This is a genomic window from Stieleria maiorica (assembly GCF_008035925.1).
Lineage (GTDB): Bacteria > Planctomycetota > Planctomycetia > Pirellulales > Pirellulaceae > Stieleria > Stieleria maiorica.
In genome coordinates this window covers 8,472,644-8,498,866 of sequence record NZ_CP036264.1, presented here as the reverse complement: position 1 = coordinate 8,498,866, position 26,223 = coordinate 8,472,644, and the positions used below count along the sequence as shown (strand labels likewise).

The 26,223-nt window shown below is 59.2% G+C and carries 4 protein-coding genes; 2 read left to right on the top strand and 2 right to left on the bottom strand.

Going from position 1 to position 26,223, the window contains the following annotated elements:
- Positions 1-84: 84 nt before the first annotated feature.
- The gene (locus Mal15_RS28750; protein WP_147870904.1) at positions 85-21,825 is read right to left on the bottom strand and encodes a right-handed parallel beta-helix repeat-containing protein; all 21,741 of its coding nucleotides are present in this window, start codon (positions 21,823-21,825) and stop codon (positions 85-87) included.
- A gap of 1,190 nt (positions 21,826-23,015) precedes the next feature.
- Here Mal15_RS28750 and Mal15_RS28745 point away from each other — a divergent pair.
- Both Mal15_RS28745 and Mal15_RS28740 read left to right on the top strand, forming a co-directional pair.
- A complete protein-coding gene (locus Mal15_RS28745) occupies positions 23,016-24,212 on the top strand; it encodes a peptidylprolyl isomerase (RefSeq protein WP_147870903.1) in 1,197 nt (398 codons plus the stop codon).
- Between the two features lie 170 nt (positions 24,213-24,382).
- The gene (locus tag Mal15_RS28740) at positions 24,383-25,024 is read left to right on the top strand and encodes a hypothetical protein (RefSeq protein WP_233903091.1); all 642 of its coding nucleotides are present in this window, start codon (positions 24,383-24,385) and stop codon (positions 25,022-25,024) included.
- A gap of 397 nt (positions 25,025-25,421) precedes the next feature.
- Here the strand turns inward: Mal15_RS28740 and tsaB are convergent, their stop codons facing one another.
- Entirely contained in the window at positions 25,422-26,135 is a 714-nt protein-coding gene (gene tsaB, locus Mal15_RS28730) for a tRNA (adenosine(37)-N6)-threonylcarbamoyltransferase complex dimerization subunit type 1 TsaB (protein ID WP_147870901.1), read from the bottom strand.
- Positions 26,136-26,223 lie beyond the last annotated feature (88 nt).

The following is a 26,223-nucleotide window of genomic DNA, read 5'->3' as shown; positions in this document are numbered from 1 at the left end:
GCTGATTGGACGCACCATTGTGCTCAAAGTTGCCAGCAAATCACGCACAGACAGGGATTTTTGCCAGTTCTTCCCACCAAGATGCTACTCGGGAAGCCTCCGCAGGAACCGCACGCCGAAATTCGCATAATCCTGACCATCGACATCGCCGTCTCCGTCAAAGTCCAGCGCGGGATTGAATGCGGGATTTGGCGAAGATTTCAGGAACGTCAGCCCCAGCCGGCCATAGTCCTGGCCATCGACGTCCCGGTCGCCGTCGGTGTCCCCGAAGAACCGGAAGAAATCGTCGACCGCATCGGTCCGCATCTTCAGCTCCCCTGCAACCACCCTGTCGTGAACGATCCTTAGGCGATAATTGCCGTCGGCAAGAGATCCGCCGATCGTGGATTGTCCCTGGAACGTCAGCGTTGCGACCGTCTTTCCGTTGACCACCTCGGTTGCCACGTCGGGTTGAATCGAACCGCCACCGATTTTTTGAATTTCAAACGCGCCGGGATCGAAAGTGACCAGCGTATCGAATCGAACGGTGATGCGACGAATGACACTCCGCTGGCGTGTTCCATCTCCGATCTGGATCGATTCCACCTCCGGAACGTTCGCCAGATTGATCGTGATCGTCGCCTGGTCCTTCAAACCATGACCATCGGTCACTTCAATGACCAAGGAGTACGAGTTGACCGACTCAAAGTCGAGTGCCGCCCCGTTGACGACCGTGATAATCCCACTGTTGTCGATCGCGAATCGCCCCAACCCCGATCCACCCACGATGGCGAATGATTGAGTGTCCTCATTCGGTGCGATCAGATCCGGGTCGGCGTTGATCAATTGGCCGACAATCTGACCATCGTCGGCCATCTCGTTGACCACCATCACCGCATCGTCAATCGATGGTGGTGCGTTGATCGGGGTCAACCGGATCCCACGGTTGGCACTGACGGTTGTGGAACCGTCGTCGCCGAGTGTGATGTTGATCGTGCGATCGATCGGTGTCAGACGCGACGGCACATTGAGGTAAATGTGCGGTACAGAAAACTCGCGACTGCCGACCGCAAGTGTCACCTGCTGTGTTGGGCTGCCGTCACCCCAATCGACGGACAACACGTGCGTGTCTGCTGTCCCGGGATCGCTAAACTGTCCCGTCAGTGTGAACTCCTGCCCCTCAGTGACATCGGTCGGCGCTGTCAAACTGGTCAGAACTGGAGCCACGTTGTGCACGGCAACTCCCATCGGACCGCTTGCGCCGCTGGATCGTCCTAGGTTGTTGACCAACGTGGCCGTGACAACGAACTGCCCACCAGCCGCGGGCACGCTGTCCTGTGCATAGGTCCGGTGGATTTGAAAGGACGTCTGTCCGGCGGAAATCGCATACGTCGCAATCGCGGTCCCATCGCCCCAATCGACTTGCACCGAATGCGATGTCGCCGCGCTATGGTCGATGATTTCACCCGAAAGCGTCGCCGTCCCGCCCTCATTCGCATTGGCGGAAAGCGAAAGAGAGGTGAATTCCGGTAGGAAAAAGACCTCGAATTCCCGCACGTAATTACCACCAGGATTCGCGTCACCGTCGCCGTCAATCAGCAAGCCCGCAGTGTCACGCACTCCGCCGGTCTGATCGCTTTGAACCGAAAAGCGGTAAGTGCCTTCAGGCAGAAAACCCTCAAGGAGGGACGGTGCGAGACTTTGTGAAATTGGGCCGTCCGCTATCGGGCTTTGCGAGAGCAGACTTTGCTGTGCCTGGGCAAACAGAATCTGAAGATCTACGAACGAGTTGCCCAGACTGAACTGCGGAACGAGCTGATAGACGACGTCATCGCCGTCACCGAACGTTCCGTTCGCGCCGGCCTCACGCAGCTCATACGCGGCAAAGGATCCGGCGTCAAAGTAATTCACCTCCTCACTGAACTGAATCCGAACCGAATCGATCAGTGCCGAAATCGGTTGTTGCTGCCCGATCGCACCGGGCAGCGTCGACGTGACAAGGGGGGCCAGATTGTCATCGCTGGACCCACGAAATTCGAGGGCGCCGCGATCCACCTGGCCGGGTCGCAGCTCGAAATCGATCGCCTGATTCGCAGCCGGCGATTGCGTCAATGGCGGCAAAACAAAGTGCGTCCTAGCGGATCGTGGATCCGCATACCCGGCTACAGGACTGCCGGAGACGTCGCTTCCATAGCTAAATCGGAACTCTCCGTCGGCATACAACGTGACCGCAAAATCGACGTCGCGCCCATCGTCGACATGGGTCGCGTCCCAACGTATCGTCACCTGATCCGCAGTCGATTCGTCGATAAAAATGTCGTCATCCGTTTCGTTGGTTCGCAAGTTGTCCCACAAGGCGGCGATTTGAGGCGCATCGGAGAATCGATCCGCGGCCGTCTCGTCCCAGTGGATAGAGCCAGTATTCTCAAACTGAATCAGGCCCCCAGTGGTGATCGTGACCGTCCCATAGACTTGGCCGAAGAACGGAAACGCGAATGGCAGCACGTACTGACTGGCGTAGTCGGGATACCCAGCTTTCCAATTCATCGCCGTTCCGGATGAAACAAAGGGCGTGTCGCTGATCGGCGTTTGAAAGTAGTCGAGCGATCCCGAATCTGGAGTCGCGACGTCGTCGCGACGCGGCGACCCGATGGCGTCAGACGCGAACGCAACCCAGCTAAACCCACTGTCGATCGCCGGCGACGCTTTTCCGAGCGTCCAGTTGTCGTCCCGTGAGTGATCCTGGCCGTCGACGTACCCGAGTCGGTTGTCGATCCCATTGACATCCAAGAACAACGGGTCAGCGGCGATCGAACGTGCCGCATCGCCGGTCGCCGCTTGCCAAGCCGCCAGATCGCTCTGAATTTGACCGGCAAAAATGCCGTAGCTGACCGAAGATCCGGTTCCCAAGTGCACTAGGTTGTAATCACTGGCAAATCCAAACTGGGCATCGGCGGCGACACTGATCGCCGCGCCGTTTTCCACCCACAGGATGTTGTTCGACAGACGCACGTCGCTGGACTGTTCGATCGTCACCGCATCGCCGACCGATTGGTAAATCGTGTTGCCGGTGATCCGGGGATGGGCCTCGCCGCTGCGATAGCCGCCCTTCAAATAGACCGCCGAGTTCGTGTTGGCGTAGACCAGGTTGTTTGAAATCGTGACATAGTTCTGGCCATCGATCCGAATCCCCTCGCTGTTGGAATACACGCGGTTGCCGACCAGCACCGTGTCATAGCCGCTGGTGGTTCGAATCCCGATCCGGTTGTCGTAAACCCAGTTGGAATCGACCGTGGCACCGTATTGGGTGCCGATCCCGACATCGTTGCCGTGCACCACGTTGCCACGCGCCACGCTGCCCGGTTCCATTTGGATACCGACCCCGCTGCTATGTCCGTAGACTTCGTTGTCGATCGCTTCGGTATTGAAACCGTACAAATAGATCCCCTGAGACGTGTTGGAGTGAACCACGTTGTCGATGATCGTTCGCTGGGTCTGTTGCCCCGTGTATCCGGCCGACACACCAGACTGGTTGGCGTACACGCGGTTGCCCGAGACCGTCGTCCGGTCACCGTCAATTCGAAGCCCGTAGTACACGTTGTCGTGAACGGAGTTGCCTTCGATCAGCGTGTCCGTGTTCCCGCCGAACACAACCACGCCGTGCGTTTGGTTGCCGAACAGATCATTCCCGACGATCGTCGTGTTCGTGTTGCCGGCACTTGTCCCCAGATGAATCCCGCTGTCGGCCCCGCTGATCGACAGGTTCGACAGCGTCACCGAATCGGTGCCCACCAGATCGAACACATAGCTGCCCGCGTTGGTGTTGCCGCGATCCAGGATCGCCGCCTTGCCGACCTCCGTCGGACCCACGATTCGCACACCCGAGTCTTCCGCATCGATCACGATGTTGGCAAGCAGGTCATACGTCCCGGTATCGACATAGATCGTGTCTCCGGGATTCAGGTCATAGGCCCGCAGCAGCGCCGCGATCGATGCCATCGGCGTCGACGGCGATCGACCATTGGCCGCGTTGTCACCGGCCGCGGTCGTGTACTGGTTGTCCGTCAAGTCTGCGTCACCGGCGACATTGACGTAAAACTGGTTGCCAGCCGGCGTGATCATGAACGCCGATGCCGAACGACCGCTTACACCGCCGCTGCGCACACGAACCAGCGCCGTCGACCCGGTGGTGATGAACCCGCTGAGGATCGTCCAGTCGTATCGGCCCACACCGCGGGTGTCTAACGCAATTCCCGTCGCGATTTCCGCCCAGCTGGCTCCGCCATCGGTCGAAACATCGATCGCGGCCGTCGGGTTCGCCGAACCGTTGGTGTTGGGCTGCAAGACCTCGATGCCCGCCAGACCTTCGGCAAACCAGCCGTTGACACTGGCCATCTCGATCACCAGCCCTTCATCACCGACCACCGTGACCGCAAACTCCTTGACCAGCCCTCGTTCCGTCCCGCCGGCTTGAGCATTCAGATCGACACTCGATTCCACCACCTGACCTTGCAGCGACAAATCGAACGTCGTGTAGGGTGTCGAGACGAAGTGCAGTCGGACGGTGTAGCTGCCGCTGCGAAGGGGCAACTCGTAGCGCAGTGGTTCGACGGAGTTGGCGCTGTACGCATAGCTTTGATAGATCTCCGCCGGTGCAGGGTTCGGCACCGCCGTCAGGTCCACCGGTTGTGCCACGTTGGCGCGATGGGAATTGCCCTGGAAAGCATTTCCACTCCAACCGCCGACGGCCGTTCCCCCGGCATTGAGCGCCAACGCGGTCCGCATCGCCGTCAAGCCACTGGAGCGGAATTCGATCGTTTCGGTGTCGCCCGCCGTCCACTTCTCCAGACCCACCGGCGACGTGACTTGAACGGTTTGCGAATCACTCGGCGTCGCTTCGGACGTGTTCCCGTAGGCACCCAGGTTGATACGATCGCCGCTGGGCAGCGGTTCCAGGAAGTACGGCGAGAGCGGATCGCCACGGTCGATCGCCGGCGAACCGCTACGCAAATGAAAATCATCGTCGATACCGCGATCCCCGGCGATCGCGTCCAAACGCATCGCATCGGCATACGAATAGCGGAACCCACCGGTATCGATCAGCGTGACCTGGATCGTGTCACCCGACGCCACATAGTGGCCGAACCATTCCCAACCGTGGCCGTCGGCGATGAAGTCGTCCGCCGCGTCGCCGCCGAACTCGTATTGTCGTTTGTTGACCACTCCGATCTCTCGACCGCCGCTGCTGACGCGGTATTGTGCGTCGGCGTAGTAGTCACCCCGCCACGTCGCAGCTAACCGGTACGTCGTGCCGGCGGTCAGGCCCGAGAACGTCCAGGTGGCCGTCCCGTTGTCCCCGAAATCTCCCTGCCGGTAATCGTCATCAAATCCGCCGGGGTTGCCGCCCCCGGTGGTGTACGTCGTCCAGGTTCCGGTCGTACTGAATCCCGCATCGCCGTCGTCGATGATCATCGTCGAAAGCACGTCGCGGTCGAAACCGACCAGGCCATCGTCACCATCGACATCCAAGAACATCGGGTCACCGGACAGACCGTCAAAATCAAACCCCAATTCGAATCGCCAACTGGCCAAGCCGTCGATCCCCTGTCCGTCCCAGCGAGACAGAATCCCCGCCCCGGCAAGATGGAACAGGTTGTAATCGCTGGCGAAGCCAACCTGGGCATCGGCGGCGACACTGATCGCCGCGCCGTTTTCCACCCACAGGATGTTGTTCGACAGACGCACCTCGCTGGACTGTTCGATCGTCACCGCATCGCCGACCGATTGGTAGATCGTGTTGCCGGTGATCCGGGGATGGGCCTCGCCGCTGCGATAGCCGCCCTTCAAATAGACCGCCGAGTTCGTGTTGGCGTAGACCAGGTTGTTTGAAATCGTGACATAGTTCTGGCCATCGATCCGAATCCCCTCGCTGTTGGAATACACGCGGTTGCCGACCAGCACCGTGTCATAGCCGCTGGTGGTTCGAATCCCGATCCGGTTGTCGTAAACCCGGTTGGAATCGACCGTGGCACCGTATTGGGTGCCGATCCCGACATCGTTGCCGTGCACCACGTTGCCACGCGCCACGCTGCCCGGTTCCATTTGGATACCGACCCCGCTGCTATGTCCGTAGACTTCGTTGTCGATCGCTTCGGTATTGAAACCGTACAAATAGATCCCCTGAGACGTGTTGGAGTGGACCACGTTGTCGATGATCGTTCGCTGGGTCTGTTGCCCCGTGTATCCGGCCGACACACCAGACTGGTTGGCGTACACCCGGTTGCCCGAGACCGTCGTCCGGTCACCGTCAATTCGAAGCCCGTAGTACACGTTGTCGTGAACGGAGTTGCCCTCGATCAGCGTGTCCGTGTTCCCGCCGAACACAACCACGCCGTGCGTTTGGTTGCCGAACAGATCATTCCCGACGATCGTCGTGTTCGTGTTGCCGGCACTTGTCCCCAGATGAATCCCGCTGTCGGCCCCGCTGATCGACAGGTTCGACAGCGTCACCGAATCGGTGCCCACCAGATCGAACACATAGCTGCCCGCGTTGGTGTTGCCGCGATCCAGGATCGCCGCCTTGCCGACCTCCGTCGGACCCACGATTCGCACCCCCGAATCCTCCGCATCGATCACGATGTTGGCTTCGACGGTGTACAGCCCCGTATCGACAAAGATAATGTCTCCCGGTTCCAGGTCGTAGGCGAACAAGATCTCGCGGATCGACGACTTGGGCGCATCGGGCGAGGTGCCGCTGAATGAGGGGTCGCCGGCGGCGGTGGTGTACTGGTTGTCGGTCAGGTCAGCGTCGCCGGGAATGTTGACGTAGTACGCATTGATTTGACCGGTGACATGGATCGGGAATGGGGTCATTCCGGCCAAGCCAGCCGCCGTTTCAACGCTGACGATATAGGCTCCCGGAGGGACGGACGTGTCAACGGTGAACGTGAATTGCCCGTCGTTGGTAGTGTCATCAGCAATCAAAATTGGCGTGCCGCCACCGTCGGGAACCAGTTGAATGTCAACCGTTCCCCCCGTCTCGCTGGTGCGCCAATGAATGGGGAAGGACTGACCGGCCGGCCAGTTGGCGGCCGCGGACGGTTTGGTCACCAACATGAACTGCGACGGGCTCTTGGATGCTGCGGTTGTTCCTCCATAGGCTCCCAAGTTGATGTAGCCGCCATTGTCGCTCGGTTCGTCACCCACCGGTATCGATTCATCCCCCCTGTCGATTCCGATGGATTGCCGTGCATCAAGCATCCAAGTCCCGATAGCCAACACCGGCAATCCGTTTGCGGGATCGATCACGGGGGCAAAGCTCTGACCATGCAAGCTGCCGAATTGGCTTTGCAAGTGGAAATCGTCGTCAAACCCGCGAGCCGTTCCGCTGGCACCAACAATTCCATCGGCTCCGGCAACGTCAACAAAGTGAGGGTCGCCGACCAAGCTGGAAGCATCGGCACCACTTGCAAGTTGCCATGCACTGAGCGTGCTTCGCGCCACCCCGGCCCAGACTCCCAGATTGCCCGTCCCTGTGACATGGTACAGGTTGTAATCCGACCGATGAGTCAACTGGCTGGGAGCGTTCAAATCGAACACGCTACCACCATCGACGACCAGAATATTGTTTGTGACGGACGGGCCGTGGCCATCCACGATACGCAACGCCGCAGCATGACCGCCGACCACGATCGTGTTGTTGCGAATTCGAGTTGTTTCCTGTGGCTGATTGAGCGAAACCGCGATCTCGGCAATGTCGTAAACCAGGTTATTGTTGACATCCTCTGAGCTGTTGAATGCCAGGATGCCATAATCGTTTGAATAGACGACGTTGTCCCGGATCGATTCATCGTAGTATCCACGAACGCCATCGCGATTGTCGTAGACGCGATTCCCGATCACCGGCCCATACGAATCGATTCCAACCAGATTTCCGAACGAGACATTGTTCTGAACCGTTCCGCCGGATCTGTTTCGCACACCGGCGCCGGAGGCGTTGCCGTAAGCGACGTTGCCGGCGATCAATGCGAGTCCACTGGCGTACACACCGTCGCCCGCGTTTTCATAGAACTGGTTGCCCGCCGCGAGTGAAAGGTCGCTGGTGCCGATCACTGCACCATCAACCAACCCGTAGGCGAAAAGGCCATGGCCGTCGTTTCGAGACGCCGTGCTGGATGTGATCGTGACCGACCCGGCTTGGTCCAGATACAGACCGCTGCCACCGTTGTTGTAGAACGCCGATTGGTTGATCAAGCCGACGTTTCCGGTGATGCGGACGCCGCCACTGGCATTGTCGGAAACATCAGCGGCGACCAATTCGCCCACCGATCCTTGGGAATAGATTCCGAACCGCCCGTTGTCAGCCGCCGTGATCTCGGTCAGTCGCTGTGCATGTCCACTACCTAGAGAGATCCCGTCCACGTCATGTCCGCTGACCTCAAGTCGCTCAGCCGTCAGCGAGGTCGTCCCGTCGCTCGCATACAAACCGTATTGGGCATCATTTAAGCGAAAATCCGAGACGGTCACGAAATCCGCGTCGAGCAGTTCGACCAAGGGCGCGACGGTCAATGGTCCGGCGTGACGCAGCGTCGTGGTCCCATTTAGAGCGCCGCGCATCACAAACCCTTCGTCGTCGCCGATTCCAGGAACATTCGAAATGGTGATGGGATAAAACAAGCGGTAATCACCGTTGTCCGCGTAAAGCGTGTCACCGGCCGACAACATGTATGCCTGCAGCACCGAATCGATCGACGGTTTCGGACTTGTGGGCAAGCGGCCGGTATTGCGGTGGCTACCGGCGGCCGTCGTGTATTCGTCTGCACCGCTCAGGACATCATTGACGAAGTACTGCGACGATTGCTCCGGGACGCTGAACGATTCAAAGCTGCGGTCAAACACGATCCGATCGTTTGCCAGGGAAAGTTGAAGCCGCAAGCCATGGGTGCCGAAATCAATCCCGCTGGACACGGGAGTCCATGTGTATTGCCCGTCGTTTGCCGTCGCGGTTGTGATCGTCGTCAAGAAGGCGGGACCATCGCTTGTGTCTTGCCACAATTCGATCCGAATCGGTTCGTTCGCCGGCACATCGTGTGAATCCCAGTGAATCGTTTTGGGAACATCGCGTTCCCAATCGAGATACAAGTCGGGACGGCGGAGATACAGACGTGGTCCGGCGATCTGGCCGGCATCGGATTCGGAGCCGCCGCCCGCTCCCAGGTCCGCCGCAAAGGCATCATCGACGAAGATCAACGATGCGTCGTCGATCAACTCCTGTGTTCCAACAGGCGCCGCACCATCGGACACCACGCGGTACGCCACGCTGCGCGTCAGCGGTGGGATCGCGACGCGGTCGCCGACCAGAGACCAGCGATCATCGGATGCGTCGGCATCGACCTGGACCGTCTTCAAGACGGAATCGGATGCCGAACGAAACTCCAACTCCAGCCGCAACGTTGACTTCGGTGGCCCGCCGCCTTCAACGCGTACACGAAGCGATGCGACCGCATCCATTCGTCCCGCATCAACTTTCGTCAGATCAACCCCGACTGAATTGAGACCAACAACTTGTGAAAGCGTTCCTGAGATCGAGGTGGCGATCCGCAGCGACTGGTTGCCCTGATAGAATGCTTCGGTACTGAGCGAACGTGATAGCGTCGGTGACGCCGTCCATCCGGTCATGCCGCCGGAGAACACGGGATTTGCGATCGTGTTTGCCGCGACCGAAGTCGCCACCGGCGTCAACGATGATCCGCCGTCGGTTCCCGGACCGGTCCGACGCTGATTCGCCGCGGCGCGGATCAAACGGTCCGGTGGTGATGTCCCGAGCGAATAAACCGGTTCGATGCCGGTCGGGGACACCACCGTCGTTCCGAACGAGTTCAAATCGAATTTGTGAAGATCGCGTTGCCAGTCCAAGATGTCATCGAAGTCCGTCACCGAGTAACGCACCAGATGCCCGCCGTCTTCCGCATGTAGCAAATTGTGATCGGAAAAGAACCCCGGCTCGCTATCGGGTTCGACGACGATGTTTGTTCCTCCCGACGTCGACATCAGGTTGCCACGAATCTCCGTCTCCATCGCTTGGTTGTGGAGATGGACGTGGGTGCCGCTGGTGTCGACGAAGGTATTGCTTTGAATTCGTGTGCTCGTCGTGCCGCTGACGTCGATCGATGTCGCACTGTTTTGAAAAACGTTGTGCGAAATCGTTTGCGTGGACGCGGCGCTGATGCCGACCGATCCGCCGATGATGGTATTGAATTCGATCGGTCCGGTTGTGGCGATGCCGGTCGTATTTCCGACCAACCGATTCGGCCGCAGCGGATCGAAGCCACCCGCACGGCCGACACCGCTGATGCCAACGCCATTGTTGTGAATCTCTTGTCCGGAAACGGTCGCATTGGTCGTATTCAGCAAGACGCCGGTCCCATTGCCTTCGATTTGATTGGTCGCGTGAACGCCGACCTGGCCGAAACCGGAAGCGGGATCGTTCCAATCGACCACGACACCGGTCTGGTTTCCATCGATTCGGTTGTCCCGCAGTTGCGCGGGCGCCGCGTAACGCACACCGACCGGTGAACCATGGAAACGGTTGTCCTCGATCGCGCCCGTCCATTCGGCTTGCAGATCGAGTGTGCCGACGACAGAATTGGCTCGCATGACACCGCTTGTCACGCCGAACACGTCGATCCCGTCTGACGCGACGATGTTGTCGTTGATCGCCACGTCGACGGCATTCCCGGTCAATTCCAGCCCCGATTGGAACCGGTTCTGCGACAGCAAGATTCCATTGCCGGCACCGGCCAGGGTCACGGGAAAGCCGAAGTCATTGCGGATGAAACTCAGGTTGTTTCCGCCGCTGACGAACACGCCGCCGACCAGAAGCGAGGAATCCCGCATGGTGAAGTTTGACGCGTCGAGGATCGACAACGAAGACTCAAGCTGCAGGTTTTGCAGCAGCACGCCGGTGGCGCCGTCGACGGCAACGGGGCCATGGATTGAAACTCCTGGTGCACCAAGGATCTGGACGCCGGAGTCCGCGGCGAGCACCGTGAACCCGACGGGCTGATCGCCGACGATCACGATCCTGTCGCCGGGATTCAGATCAGTCGTTGCCAGAATGTTGGCGACCGTGTTGGTTGAATCGGCCAGAAAGACGTTGGTTGCCGAGGTGCCTTGGCCGACCAATCCGATCGCCCCGACACCGTCATGTTGTCGCGCCCATGTCAACCAGAGTCGCCCCGACGAGTCGACCGACGACACGATCGTGTCAATGTCATCTTGCCCGCGGACGATGCCCGCACCGCTCGCATCGCCGCCAATTGCCGCTTGGAATTGCAGCCCCGACCATTGAAGCGAAAACACTTTGCCAGGATCAATCGCATCGCGGTGGTCGATCCAGCTGAGATACAATCGCCCGGCGTTGGACGAGAGTACGGGATCGTGTACCCTGCCGGTGGATTGGCGGATCGGCCCCGAAACACCTCGTTCGGCCGCCGATCCGGTTCCCGCATCAGTCCACGTCGTCCCTGTCCGGCGAAGGACATAAACTTCCGAGCCGAATGAGTCGGACGAAAGCGAATCGGTCCAGGCCGCAAACAGTTCGCCTTGGTGATAGGCGACGGACACTTCGGACGCCGATTCCGCCGCATCGCTGATTCCGGTGACCGGTGATGCGGACAAGTCCGTCCAACTGACTCCTCCGAACTCTTTCACATGGACGTTGGAGACCGTGCCGTCGGTCTTGGTGAATCCGATGGCGATTTTCGAACCGTCCACATCGACGGAATAGTCCAGCACGTTTTGTGTCAGGCAAACACCAAAACCGTTGGACGATCCGTCCAGCCCGACCCACTGGTTGGCGACGCCATCAAATCGAAACGCGGCCAGATCGCGTGTGCCGGTCAGTTCGTCGATCCAAAAGACGACGATGCCGGCGGTCGTTGAAACGATCTGAGGCTGGGACGCCCGCCCGCTTTCACTGGCACGGCTGGACTGCCCCGCCCCGGCCAGCGATTGCCAGTGGCCGTCAACAGGATTCCAGACCGCCACATGGATGTTCGACTGCGTCCCGGATCGTTCTGTCCAGGCAACGACCGGTCGGCCACTGGCATCGACCGTGATCGAAGGTGCCCGCGAAGACGATCCGCTGTTGGAGATGCCGCCGTAACCGGCGGACCGGTCCAACTCGGTCCAGCCGCTGGCGGAGTCATGGCGTGCGACGTAAATCTGGTAGGTTCCCGATCGGTCGTCCGCCCATGCGACGTAGCGCGCGTCACCAACAATGGCGATGGAGGGTTCGGTCGCCAACGCGACACGCCCGCTGATCCCGTCGGAACCGTTGGATCCGCCGACGCCATGCCATCGTCCGGCTTCATCGTCGCCGGTTGGCAATGTTGACGCTTGCGATTGTGGCAAATCCTGCGACTGGACCGCGGGGGCGGGGGTGGGACTGGGAGGGATGAAATCATTCGGGACGGCGGACTCACCCGAACCGAAATCGACGACGTCGCTCGCCCCGGCGCCCGGGTTGATCGCATCATCATCGCCTTCGCCGAACAGCAAGTCGTTCCCGCCGCCGCCGAACAGTTGGTCTCGTCCGGGATTGCCCATGGTGACCAGCACGGTCGTGCCGACGCTGCCGATGCCAAAGTCACCGTACAGATAATCGACCGCGTCGTCGTCATCACTGCCCACCGCGGTGTGTCCGTAGATCACATCGTGGTCCGCTTCGCCGAGCAACGTGTCGCTTCCCTGTCCGCCTTCGATCAGGTCGTCGCCCGATCCGCCATGAATCACGTCGTCGTCATCGCCGCCGGCCAACGAATCGTTTCCGCCGAATCCGTAGATCACATCTTTACCGGGTCCCCCGTCGGCGATGTCGGCACCGTCGTCGCTGCCGCGGATCACATCGTTGCCTGCACCGCCCGACAGTTGATCGCCGACGCCACCGCCGCCGATCAATTCATCATCTCCGGCGTCGCCGGAGATCACGTCCGTTCCGGTGCCGCCGTCCAACAGGTCGTCCCCGTCTCCGCCGTACAGGCCGTCGTTGCCGCCGCGGCCAAATAGTTTGTCATCGCCACTGTGACCGATCAGGATGTCGTCGCCGAACACGGATCCGTACAGCACGTCGTTGCCCTCATCACCGTGGCCGACGTCGTGGGTCCCGCTGCCGAGATCGATCAGGTCATCACCCCATCCGCCCTGGACAAAGTCGCCACCGGCTCCGGAACGAATCGTGTCGTTTCCGACGCCACCGAGGACATGATCGGCGCCGCCGAGCGCATCGATCGTGTCCGCCCCGGAGCCGCCGTCGATGAAGTCACCGAAGTAGGTCGCATCGCTGAAGTCGGGATCTGATTCACCACCTTCATCCGAACCGGTGATAAAGTCGTCGCCTGCGTCTCCGCGAATCACATTTCCGATTCCCGATCCGGCGATCAGACGGTCATCTCCCGAACCGCCTTGGAGGGTGTCGACCCCCGATCCACCCTCGATGGTGTCATTACCATCGTCGCCCAATAAATGATCGTTGCCTTGTTCTCCAAAAATTCGGTCGTCATCCTCACCGCCGGCGATCACATCGTCGCCCTCACCTCCGCGGAGTTCGTCCCTGCCCGTTCCTCCTTGAATCGAGTCGGCTGCCAAACCGCCTTGGACCCGATCATCCCCCGCGCCGCCAAAAATCGTGTCGGCCCCTTCACCGCCTTCGATTTCGTCGTTACCGTCGCCGCCGTCGATCGAGTCGGCGTCTTCACCACCAAACAATGCGTCATGACCGTCATCGCCGTTGATGACGTCGGCCCCCGCACCACCGATCAGGCTGTCGTTTCCGTGGCCACCAAAGATCGTATCCGGTCCTCCCTGCCCGAGAATCGTATCCTCGTGGTCGTCTCCATAGAGCGAATCGGCGGCTTCGTCGTCGGCGGTACCGCTGTTGCTGTGCCCATAGATCAAATCCTTGTCCGGACCACCGCGAATGTGATCGGGTCCGCCATTTCCGATCAGCAGATCGTCACCGTATCCGCCGAGCAACGAATCGCTGGCGAGATCATCGCCGGCCCCGCTGGCGGAATGTCCATAGACAAAGTCGTTCTGTGATCCGCCATCCAGGGTGTCGCTTCCGGTGCCCCCTTCGATCCGATCGATGCCTTGTTCGCCAAAGATTTCATCGTCGCCGTTTTGGCCGTACAGGAAATCGTTGTCGCCGCCGCCGCGGATGATATCGGGACCGCCGCCACCGTAGATGGTGTCCGCACCGAAGCTGCCGTTAAGACGGTCGCGTAAATTGTCATCCCCGGTGCCATCGATCGTATGACCATAGATGGTGTCGTTGCCCGATTGTCCGTCCACGAGGTCCGATCCGCTGCCACCTTCGATCGTATCGTTGTCGGGCCCCCCATAGAGCTCGTCGTTGCCACTTTCGCCACGCAGCGTGTCTTCGCCGAATCCACCTGACAACGTATCCATTCCCGGCCCGCCATACAGAACATCGTCTTGATTACCGCCGTCGACCGCATCATTACCGGCATCCCCATACAAGACGTCTTGTCCATCGCGTCCAAACAGTCGGTCGGTTCCGTCGCCGCCATGCAACGTGTCGGCGTCGTCGCCACCGTCCAGGAAATCGTCGCCGTCTTGGCCATGGAGTTCGTCATCGCCTCGTTGTCCATACAACACGTCGCCTGATAAATCTCCGGGCGAGTTGGTGCGATTGTTGCCGTACAAAACATCGTCATCATCTCCGCCGCGCAACAGGTCCGCGCCTGAGTCTCCTTCGAGTAAATCGACTCCGTCACCGCCGTCGAGCGTATCGTCGCCGGTCCCTCCGGACAGTCCGTCATTGCCACGGTTGCCGAACAGTTGATCGTGGCCCTCGTCGCCGGACAAGAAATCGTTGCCGAAGCCGCCGTCGAGAAAGTCGTTGCCTGTTCCACCGTGAAGCGAGTCGGGGGCGGAGTCATCGGACGTCCCCGGAGAGGCCGGATCGAGGTGTCCATACAACAGATCGGACCCGCTACCGCCTTGCAACACGTCGGTGCCGGTTCCGCCCACGAGCAGGTCATTGCCGGAATCACCATCGATTCGGTCATTGCCGCTGCCACCGTACAGGCTGTCCCAGCCCGTACCGCCGTACAGCGTGTCGGCGCCTTCTCCGCCGCGGACTTCGTCTGGATCGCCACCGCCGTCCATTTGATCGGCACCCAAACCGCCGACCAACGTGTCGCGTCCCGAACCGCCATTGATCGCATCGTTGAGCATGCCGCCGACCAAGAAATCGTTGCCGGCACCGCCGTAAAAATCGACTGCGATATTGAAGTCGTCGGCCGCGACGATCGTATCATCGCCTTGACCGCCGTCGGCGACGACCTTGGTAATCGTCTTGCCGGGTTGACCGTAGACTTGAACGAAGGGACCGAAAGTCACCCTCACGACGCCAGGCGTTCCGGTGTTTTCGACAGAAAACGTCTCATTGCCATCGGTCGTGTTGACCGTCTGCCGGAACCCCGCCCGCGGCCCCATATTCAACAATAACGTCAATTCGTCGGGTCCGCTTCCCGGCACGAGCGTCGCCAGCGTCGGCGGATTCACCCCGCAATCGGCCAATGCCACGTGCGCAAGATCATCGCCGGATTGATTGGCATTGATCAGGTCGATCAATCGATTGGTATCATTGGTCAAATTCGCCACGAAGTTGTGTGCGCTGTTGGAATGATACAAATTGATGCGGGCCAGATTCTTTTCATCGGAACCTGCCTTCCCGGCGCGGTAGAACGCTTCGATGACACCATCGATCTGTCCGTAGAAGTCGAATTTGCAGTGCATCCCGACCTGGGTCAGAATTGCCGACGCATCGAGCGCGCCGTCAGAACCGGTAGCGGTCAACTGATCGATGTTGTCACGATACTGCGCCGTTTGTTCCCACTCCGTCGCGCGGATTTTGCCGTCGCCGTCGGCATCTTTCGGCTTCAATGTGACGTTGACGTCGATGCCGCCGCGCAGCCCCGCGCGGCCGACTGCGATGCGTTGCTCGTCCACCCATTCCACGACTTTTGCGACGGAATCGCAAATCCCGGCGATCACCTTGTTGCATTTTTCGGTGACTTTCTTGACCGCTTCCAGGTAGGGCAAGCTGATCTCAAAAGTCGCCAAGTCGACTGTGATTTCGCCACCAAGCTCGATCAACGAATCATTGGCATAGACAAACGGGCCATCGATGTTGTCATATCCCAGATGAATGTTCGCCCTGACCCGGACTTCACCGCTGAGCCGGTTGCTGAACCCCGGCAGGAAGTCCCAGATCGTCACGCCAAAGCCACGGTTGATCGTGTGACGCAGATTCAACTCAGGCATCTGGAAATCGACGATCGTGACGGGCCGGCCGATCAACAGATCCGAAAAGCCACGTGCGTTTCGCAGCAAGTCGATTTGAAGGTCCCCACCGCCGTTGACTTTCAACTCGTTGATTTTAAAGGCGTACTCGCCCGACTGAGTATCAAAATCGGTGATCACGTTGGGGTTGTTGTCGTCATACAAGACGACGTCGATCCAGTCACGACGGTTGGTCGGCGACTCGGGTTGCAGCGGATCATAGTCATTCATCAACAATTGGAATCCGCCGATATCGATGAACCCGGCGCCCGGTTGCGACGGGTTCATGTCGGCGATGATGTCGATGACCTTGAAGAACTGGTCCATGTCTTCGAACGATTCGATATCGCCGGTGACGGATTCAACCATGTCCAAGATGGTCGTCGATCCGAAGACTCGACGCAGAGTCCAATGGGCATCCGATGACACGACCGGCTTGCGCAGCGATTCCACCGGGTCACGCAGCAACGTCGTCTGGGCTTTAAGTTCATCGATGACCGGTTTGGCGAATTGCCGAATGGCTTCACCGACGTTTAGTTCTAGCCCGACGAACTCCACCGATTGTTGGGCCAGTGAGATGCTGTCGGCCAACTCCTTCGGCGTGAACGCTCGCGGAACGTCAAAGTCGATGGGCCATTGGGTTTCGATGCCGAAACGCATCAGCGGTTCGTTGTGTCGCACCACCAGCTTTGCGTCGCTGAGCAACACGTCGCCCTGGAAACCATTGTCGACGCTCAGTTCATAGACCAGTTTGCGCGCCCCCGCGGGAACATCGACCAATCCACGCAACTGCACCCCCGCAGAATCCCATGCTGGCACGCCCACGATCGAAAACTGTTGCCCGACGATGTTCAACGACTGGCCCGAACCGACGGGTTGATTTGCAGCGTCCAAGAACCGAACGCGCAACACGCCGGTGTTGAATGTCGGCTGCTCGGTGGTTCGCACGCTGCCATCGAAAATGACGCGGAGTGTTCCACTGTCGAGTGTTGCCGGTGTGTACCCGGCACGCTCGACGAGATCCAACGTGCGGCTGACCGGACCGGGCGTGTCGGTCTCGATCGCCAAGTCGTCCAACGACAGATAATTAAATCCATCCTGCGAGTCACCTTCGACGACGACATCAAAGAACGCATCGCCCTTGACCTGCGATCGTTTGACCGGCGCCCTTTGGGGATCCGCCTTGATGTCGTCAACGGTCAACCCCTTATCGAGCTCGCTCTCATAAATGATGTCATCGCCTTTCCCGAGATCGAAGACAATCTTCTCTTGAATCCGAGTGCCACCGAACCAAGCGGCATAGCTGCCTGACGAGTTGGTGAAGTCATCAATTTCAATGACATACGTGCCGGCAACCGACGCGATCGCGTCCCGGCCGGCAAAGATCACCGGATCGCCTGGATTCGGCGACGACGAAAAAGTATCCAGAAACGGGGTACTGACATCCAACACAACCGAGCCGCCCCCCGGCTTGGTGACTTTGACACGGGGCCGCAACGTGGCACTGGGCATGACGACGACTTGAATCGGATCGCCGACATTTAAATCGACCGAGTAGCTGTGCCGATCTCCCTCGGCGAACGTCCGCGCATGGGTCAGGATCAGACTGTCGTCGCGGACGTAGGTTTCGATGCTGCCCTGGTTTCCTCTGACCGGTTCGAGCTGATTGAATTGCGGCACCGCTCCGACCAGGCTGAGATTCAATTCATCCAGCTCCTCCAGTCCGATCACGGGCTCATTGAGCACAAAGTCGTAACCGAAATTCATCGCCACGGTCCCGTCACCGACCAGGATCGCGTCGACATCGGTCGAAAGCCCAGGGATTCCGCTTGCGAGGGGTTGAATCCGGGTGATTCCCGGCAGCCCCGAAGTGATCTGCCCCGTCCAGAGAATGTCTTCCGGAGGAGCGGCGACCGGCGGAGGCACTGGTGCCGGCGGTGGTCCAAGATTGAAGGTTTGAAACACGGCCTGAACGTCCGTAAAACTTGTCCGGCCGGCGGCAAACTCCGACTCCAGTGCCGTTGCGATTTCGTTTCCTAAATCCGACAAGAATGTCGAATCCGAAAGCGACTGTCCGATAATCGGCTGATTGACATCACCCACCGACGCGTTGAACGTCGTCTGCAACAAATCGAAGACGCGTCGTACGAATCCCGGCATCGCACGCTGGTCGGCAAACGCATCGAACTGATCGACAATGTCGGCCAAGTCGGGGGTTGCGACCGAAAAGTCCATCGCTGACAAATCGGGGACGTCAATTCGCAATGCCGGACTCAAAGCGACCGAGGTTGTCGGATGAGTCAAAGGCAATGTCAGGGTCGACCGGCCTTGCACCGTTGCTTGCACTGCGCCACCGTCATTGATCGCCGAAGCGACGTAACGGCCACCGGCGATCACTGGCAGTGACAATTGATAACGGGCCGGTGCACCATTTCCATCGTCCAGCACGATCGAACCGCCCGAGACGGCCATGGACAGCGGCCCGGAATTGACTGTCGTGTTGAAATTGTTCTGATCGATTTGCACTGCCAGATCGACATTGCTCGTGTCGCTGACATAAAGCACTGGCTCCAGTCCCGGTGTCAACTGGAACCCGAAGTCCAAATGCACGTCACCGCCGCCGACCGTTTGGACGCTGCGTCGGTTAGACTCGTAGAGCGATCGTGAACGCGACCACTCGGGAATGCCACCGACCGTGGCATTGGACAACGCGGTCAGATCGATGTCGATCGAGGTCAACTGTTGTTTGGGATTCAGCTCCCAATCCAACCCGACGTTCAAGCTGCCATCGGTTGCGACCTGAAGTGTGACTTGCGAATCGGCCAATTCGAATGCGGATTCGATCGCAGATTCCAGCTGCTGCAAACTCGCGACCTGGGCCTGGGAAAATGTCGCTGATTTCCCCTCGTAGTCAGAAACCAGTTCCACCGCTTTGGCAGTCGTTTGCGGCGAGTACAACAACGGTTGGTTTACAGCTTGCGCAGAAAGAAACACGCCCAACACGCGGCCGATGTCTGTAAATCCGGCTACCACGTCGGCAAAGTCAAGCGTTAACAGCGGTTCCAATGCGCCCAAGTCTTGGCCCGACAACGCGATGACTCGATTTCCGAACAAGTCGTCGATCGACACATCTAACTGCGGCGAGCCGGTCAGCGTGAGCAGGTTGCCGGCCGGGGTGATGGGAAGACTGACGAACGCATTTCCGGTGCGCTCAATCTGAAACGTTGTGTCAGGCTTATTCCATTCGGCCAGCAGATCGTCCAGTGGAAGCGGTTGGTTGGCCGGCGACGCGATCAGCAGTGAATACGTATTGGAAACGCTGCCGTTGGAAATTCCAACATCGACGAATCCGTAGCGAGCATCGGCAGCAAAGACGTTGCTGGTGCCAGACACACCGACGTCGACAACCAGATTATCGAGCAACACTCGACCGTCGAGGGCATCGACGCCGCCACCGAGCGCGATCGGTCCGAGCGAAGCTAACTCAACGGCCAATCCCAGTTCCAGTACCGCCGGATCCCCAACCGTCGATGTCAGCACCAGACTGGGTGTTTCCACGTCGTCGGTCGTGAAAAATGTTAACGCGTCCTCGATCCGATCAACCCCGACATTACCGAGTCCTGATGCCGTCAATGCATCACGAATGTCGTCGAGCAACATGTCGGTCGACTGATTGTCGGCCGTGGATGCCGAGTTGACAGTGACCGCGACCGTTGGTTCACCGTGCACACTGAGGTTGAAGTGAGCATCGCCGGTCAATTGACCTGACGCGTTGAGCGATTGGACACCCGACACACTGGCAACCGTCGATTCAACTGGCCGCGCCAGCCCCAGTTCCGTAACCGCCGTGTCCAGTGGATCCGCGATCACGATCAACGCGCCCACGGAATCCGATTCAGGCGCTGTCATACGTAACCGTCCTTGGTCCAAGGTTACTTGAACGTCAGACAAGCCCGCAGCGCTGAGCGCGGTGAGGAAGTCATCGACCAAATCGGCGGGCCCGGTGTTATTGGTGTCGCGCGACACCAATACCGAGACGGGGGATTGTTCATTGATTGCCAATGCGAAACTGGCATCGGAGGATAATTGACCGTCGGCGGGCAAATCGACTTCGCCACGGAAAGTCGCCTGAAACGGTGAAAGGTCGATTTCAACGTCAAATCGAAGCTCGTTGTTGCTCGCCACCAACGAAATCGAATTCGTTTGATTGAGTAGTGTGAGCGGTGCCAGATCAACGTCGAACACTGCTGCCGCGGCCGACGCGTCGAATTGCACCCCGTTCAGCGGAAGGTGGAACGACAGACGGTTAGAAGCCGTGTCGTAGCGGGGATCGATCTCGGCGATCGGACGTCCGGTCGCAACGACAAGCTGCTCGGCCAGTTCCTGAACCGTTGCAAAGGTCGGGGCATCGCTATCATCGACCAATGGGCTGACGAGCTGCGTCGTCACAAGATCGCCAAAGTCAACCAGATCCCCAAAGGTCGTGTTCTGGACAAGTGGCAACTGGACCTGCAATGCGGATGTTTCGGCGAAGGCATCAAACCAGCGGGACAGTTCCTTAAAAAGGCTGACGGTTTGCCCCGCGTCAATCCGTCGAAAACTACGAAACTCCTCCAGCCCATCGCCGGCGTAGGTGATGGTCGGATCGACCCCTTCGTAAACGTCGTCGGAAACCGTGACGACCAGTGGCTTGCCGATGTCGAATCGGTTCGTCGCGTCACTGGCAAATTCAGAAACCAAAGGCAAGCGTGCTTCAAACGTCGACGCAAGGGTCGTTGTCGTAACGAACTCGGAAAGCGTCATTCCCCGAAGCTGGGCCGATGTGATTCGCGGTGACGATCCCTGATCGGGATCCGACAGTTCGGCCTTCACCTGGACGTCAACGTCCATCGCGCCGGACGACGTGTTCATCGACAAAAAACCGACGTCGGCATCCAGGATCAGATCACCAGCGTTGACCGAACTGGAGAACACCATTTCGGTCGGCTCGATAAAGAAACTGTCGATGGAGTCAATTTCGGGATCAAGATCCAATCCGAATCGGAGCCGAAGATCGACTCCACTTTCAACCGAAACGGTGACCTCCTGCGAGGCATCGATCCGCAACACCGACTCATCTTGCAATCGCGATAGATCGATCTGCTGTGTCGCTGTACGGATCTCATTGATATCCACTTCAAACAACAACTGATTCGAAGTGGAGAGGTCGGTCGCATTCAAAAGGGCTGCCAGCGCGGTGCTGTCGCCGACACCGCCTGCCAAGGAGGCAAAGTAAGACGAGACCGGGTCGACAAGTCTGGACTCCAGAATCGATCCGATCGGAAGATGATCGCCTACTGTCACACTCGCCTGGACCGCATCGGGGCGAATCACTGAGATAGGCAGGTCCAACTCGCCAAAGGAACGCAACGATTCGGACCATTGCGATAGATTCTCGAGCCCATCAACGAGCCGCTGTTGCGATGGTTGCGGCATCGCTACCGCGGTGAGCAGTCTGCGCTGCTCAAGACACTCCAGTTGCAAGCGTCGTCGGCGTTTTTCGGTGGCCCTAAGGCGACGTTGCGTAGCGAACCTTTCTCGCGAAACGGAAATGGATGACCGCACCACTAAAAACTCACGTGTCGAATAAAACCAAGATCAAATCGTGAACATCACCTCCATCACGGGAAAGAAGACGGGAGCAAGCATGCGAAGAAGGCTTGAGCACTTGCGTGCGACCAGTTTTGGCGCACATCAACCTCAGCACGCGGTGGCAGCCGCACCGGCTCTGCAGGGCCCGGCATGCCCCCTCTTCAGCACCGTAGAGAGGCAAGTGCAGATTCTAGTGACGCGAGCGATAAAGCACTGTACTTTTGTTGCAAAATCGGGAAAAACTTTCCCGCCGTTGCTCGCAGCGCAACGGGCAGCACCGCCTATCTCGAACGAGCCTTCGAGTGCTGTCGCGCGGTCATTGGAGAGTTCCCGTTCAGAGCCTACTGGGCGTTCTGTCTGGGTTACAAACACCAACTGGACCGGGCTCGAATATCGAGCATCGGGGCGCTGCGGTGCAGCGCCCCGATGCGGGCGGATTTCGGCGTGGAGCTACCACCGAAGACGGTTGACCCAGAAACCGTCGTCAGTCGCTTTGAACGCTCCGTCACCCAGAAAACCTGGGGACAGGAAACGATTCCCGCAAAACGTTTGCCTACGTTCGAAATCCGCCTTTGTGTGCGGTGTTTGTCGCTATCTCGGCCCGGACCGGTCACGTCAGCGGCCATCCGATCCAAGCCATAAACGCCGAAATAGCCGCCGACAAGCAGCCCTGTCAATGGCGATCTGACCGCCAGGGGCGAAACGGGCGACCGCGACCGAATCGATTCCGCCGATTTTCCTACCTCCAAAATCTTCCTATCTCCTCCGCCCCGCCACACTTTCCGGTCACATCGGAGGCGGGGTGTACGACGTCCTTTCGAGGTCGTCGCGCTGAGCCCCACGGTCGACGGCCCGGAAGGGCCATCGTATTTGCGGAAGTACGTCGCCCTCAGCTGGACGGTCCCAAGAGGGCGATTCGACGCGTTCCCCGGCGAATGCTCTTGTATTCATCGGTTCGCGATGCTTACAAGCCAATTGGAGCCATTCGATCTCCCAATACTTTTTTGGTCCCACCCTTTCGCTGCGGGCGGATGATGTCTTTTTTTCAGATCACTTCGCGAACACAATCGGCGTCCCCCAGACCGGTGCTGCGTCTGCTTTCGGCCGCCCTGCTGATCAGCGTCTCCATCCAATCGCCCAGCACGCTGCACGGGCAAGTCCCCGCGCTGCCGGTCGATCTGGCCCCGTTGCCCGATGATCCGGCCACGGTCATGGCCGTCGTCGGTCAATCGCCGATCCTGTGGGGTGACATCCAGCCCAAAGTGGACGGGCGAATCAATCAGGTGCTCGAAGAGAAAAACCTCCAACTGCCTCCGGAACAACTCGCCCCGGCCCGCATGAACCTGGCCCGCGGCGCGCTGACCCAAGCGATCCAGACCAAGATGATGAGCGAGTCGTTTTTGCTGGAACAGGTCGGAACCCAAGCCGCCGAAAAACGCCGCGAAGTCAGCGAGATGATGACCAGCCGGGCGCGACAGATGTTCTTCGAAAACGAGCTTCAAGGGCTGAAAGAAAAGTATGGCACCGAAGACCTGACCGAACTGGACGCCAAGCTGCGGGAAACGGGAACATCATTGCGAGCGCGGCAGCGTGAGTTCACCGACATGATGCTCGGCCACATGTACATGCGCAGCAAGATTGAAAAAGACCCGCCGGTCACGATCGCCGAAATCAATGCCGCCTACCAACATGACCTGGACTCCTATCGCCACAAAGCCAAAGCGCGTTGGGAACAACTCTCGGTGCTGTTTGCCAACCATCCGTCGCGGGAAGCAGCGAGGGCATTGATCGGCGAAATGGGACGCGAGGTCTGGTACAACGAAGGCTGGAAGGAAACCGCACGTCAAAAGAGCGAAGAACCGTTTGCGGCCGATGGCGGACAACATGACTGGACGTCCGAAGGGTCGCTGGCGTCCAAGCCGATCGAACAGCAGCTGTTTTCGATTCCGCTAGACAAGATGAGCGAGATCATCGAGGACGATCAGGGGCTGCACATCATTCGTGTCTTGGAACGCAAGGAAGCCGGAGTGACGCCGCTGGCCGAAGTGCAAGACGACATCCGCGAGAAGATCAAACAAGAAAAGATCGCCGCCTCCCAAGCCAAGATGATGCGTGAGATGCAAAAACAGGTTCCGGTCTGGTCGATGTATCCCGAGGACATGCCCGGTGCCAAGCCGCTACGTCCGACCAGCATCGCGACCGGGCCGACCAACGATGCGGATTACCGATAAGGCCGTTCGCGCTCTGCCAACTTGTTCCCAGGCTCCTGCCTGGGAACACACTGTCACGGAGGCTCCCGCCTCTTGACGACTATCGGCACGTGGCGGGAGCCACGCCGACCTCGCGTTCCAAGGCGGAGCCTTGGAACGAGTTCCACTCCAACCCATCCATGGCAAGCAGGATGCTGACCCCACGATTACCGAACGTCGCTTCCGTCCTGATGGTGCTGGGCACGTTGCTGGTGACTCAGGGTTGCGGACAGCTCGCTTATCGATTGGACCGTCGCGCGCCCGAACAGTTCATTCCTAACCCGTTGGAACTGCCACCACTGGAAGACCAATTCGTTTGGTCTCAAGTCGTCGACACGGTGGACGACTACTTCCGCATCTCGCGTGAACAACCGGTGCAAAACTCCAGCAACTATCTGTTGGATGGGCGTCTGGAAACCTCGTATCGCGTCGGCGCGTCGGTGTTGGAACCGTGGCGCAAGGACAGCACGGCGGGATTCGAGGCGTTGCAAAGCACGCTGCAATCGATCCGCCGCAAGGCGACCGTCATCGTCCGACCGCGCGGCGCCGCCTACACCGTCGAAGTCATCGTGCAAAAGGATCTCGAAGACACCGACCGGACACAGTATGCCACCGAGACCACCGCCACCCGGCGTCACGACGGGACGGTAATACGCCAGGTCAGCGGGGCGGGCGATTCCCCTCAGACACTGGGTTGGATTTCGCTGGGCCGCGACACTTCACTGGAACAACGGATTTTGAGGGACATTTTCCAGCGCGTGACCGAACAGGACGCTCGACGTTCCCACCTATAGCTTTTCTCGGAAACTAATCTTCCGCGTCCTCGCCGCCGATACCAACGCTGCAAAGGTGGCCGGTCGACGGAAGGTGTGGACTGGCTGCCGGGGCATTCGTCTCCCCACATCCGTCCACCACCCAGTGAATTTGCCTACATGATCGGGTTTTCTTCGCAAACCATTTCTTTCGACAAATTTTGCCGACACGTCGAAGCCTACCTGTGTCGGATCGGTCAATTGGAACCGGGGCAATTCCCGATGACGCGTCGACAGGTCTTACGTGGCGGAGAATCGTGTGGGTTGTATTTTTGCGTGCACGGGCCGCGGAGTGTGAAATTGACCGCCGTTTACGACCACCGCAAGAAAACGACCATCTACTACGGCACCGACGGTGTTCGCCGTAGCCAGGAATCGATCAGCGTGAAGCTGCCTTCTCCTCAGCCGCACTCGGCTTGAGATAGCGGGCGGAGAGCGCAAACGGATCGCTGAAACATTCCGGCGGCTGTGCCCGCGATCCGGCGACCAAGCCGGCCGCGACCAGCCCCACGCCGACGGCATCGGAGTTTTCACAGACGGACACCCGATCGGCCGCCGAATCGGCATGAATGGAACGATCCCCCGCGATCACCCGATCGGACAACTCGAGCGTTTCGGCGACGCGGCGATCCCAGTCGCCTCGCGCGAGTACCTGGGCACGGTCGTCGCAGCGGTGGATCAAATTGTCGCGGGTCAGTTCCTCGCGTGAGAATTCGGCGGCAAAAACTTGGCGGCGGTAGGCGTTCAGGCCCACCAGAACGTGCTCGGCGGGCTGCTCGTGCAGGGTCACCGCCGCGATCGCCGCGAGTGAACCGACCGGAATCACGGGGATTTCCAAGGCATAGGCCAGCGTTTTCGCCGTTGTGATCGCGATTCGCAGCCCCGTGAACGATCCCGGACCGACCGCCACCGCGATCGCGGCCGGCTGCAGCTCACGCTGGTCGCACCAGCGGAGTGCGGCATCCAATTGGCCCGCGATGTCGGCGGCGGTCCGACGCTGCCGGCCGAATCGCCGATCCCGCAGCACGTTTTTGCCATCCAAAACCGCGATCGAGCCGTTTGTTCCGGTGGTTTCCAGGGCGAGCTGAATCATCGAGGGTTGTAAGGAAACTAGAAATAATGCGGTGTCCGACGCGCCGAATCGCGTCTGTGCCGTGGGATTGTCGCGAATTTTTGGTTAC

What these genes read in the sequence shown, in the direction of transcription:
- Mal15_RS28750 (WP_147870904.1), bottom strand. Translation starts at nt 21,825, where the DNA reads ATGCCGCAACCATCGCAACAGCGGCTCGTTGATGGGCTCGAGAATCTA.
- Mal15_RS28745 (WP_147870903.1), top strand. Translation starts at nt 23,016, where the DNA reads ATGTCTTTTTTTCAGATCACTTCGCGAACACAATCGGCGTCCCCCAGA.
- Mal15_RS28740 (WP_233903091.1), top strand. Translation starts at nt 24,383, where the DNA reads ATGCTGACCCCACGATTACCGAACGTCGCTTCCGTCCTGATGGTGCTG.
- tsaB (WP_147870901.1), bottom strand. Translation starts at nt 26,135, where the DNA reads ATGATTCAGCTCGCCCTGGAAACCACCGGAACAAACGGCTCGATCGCG.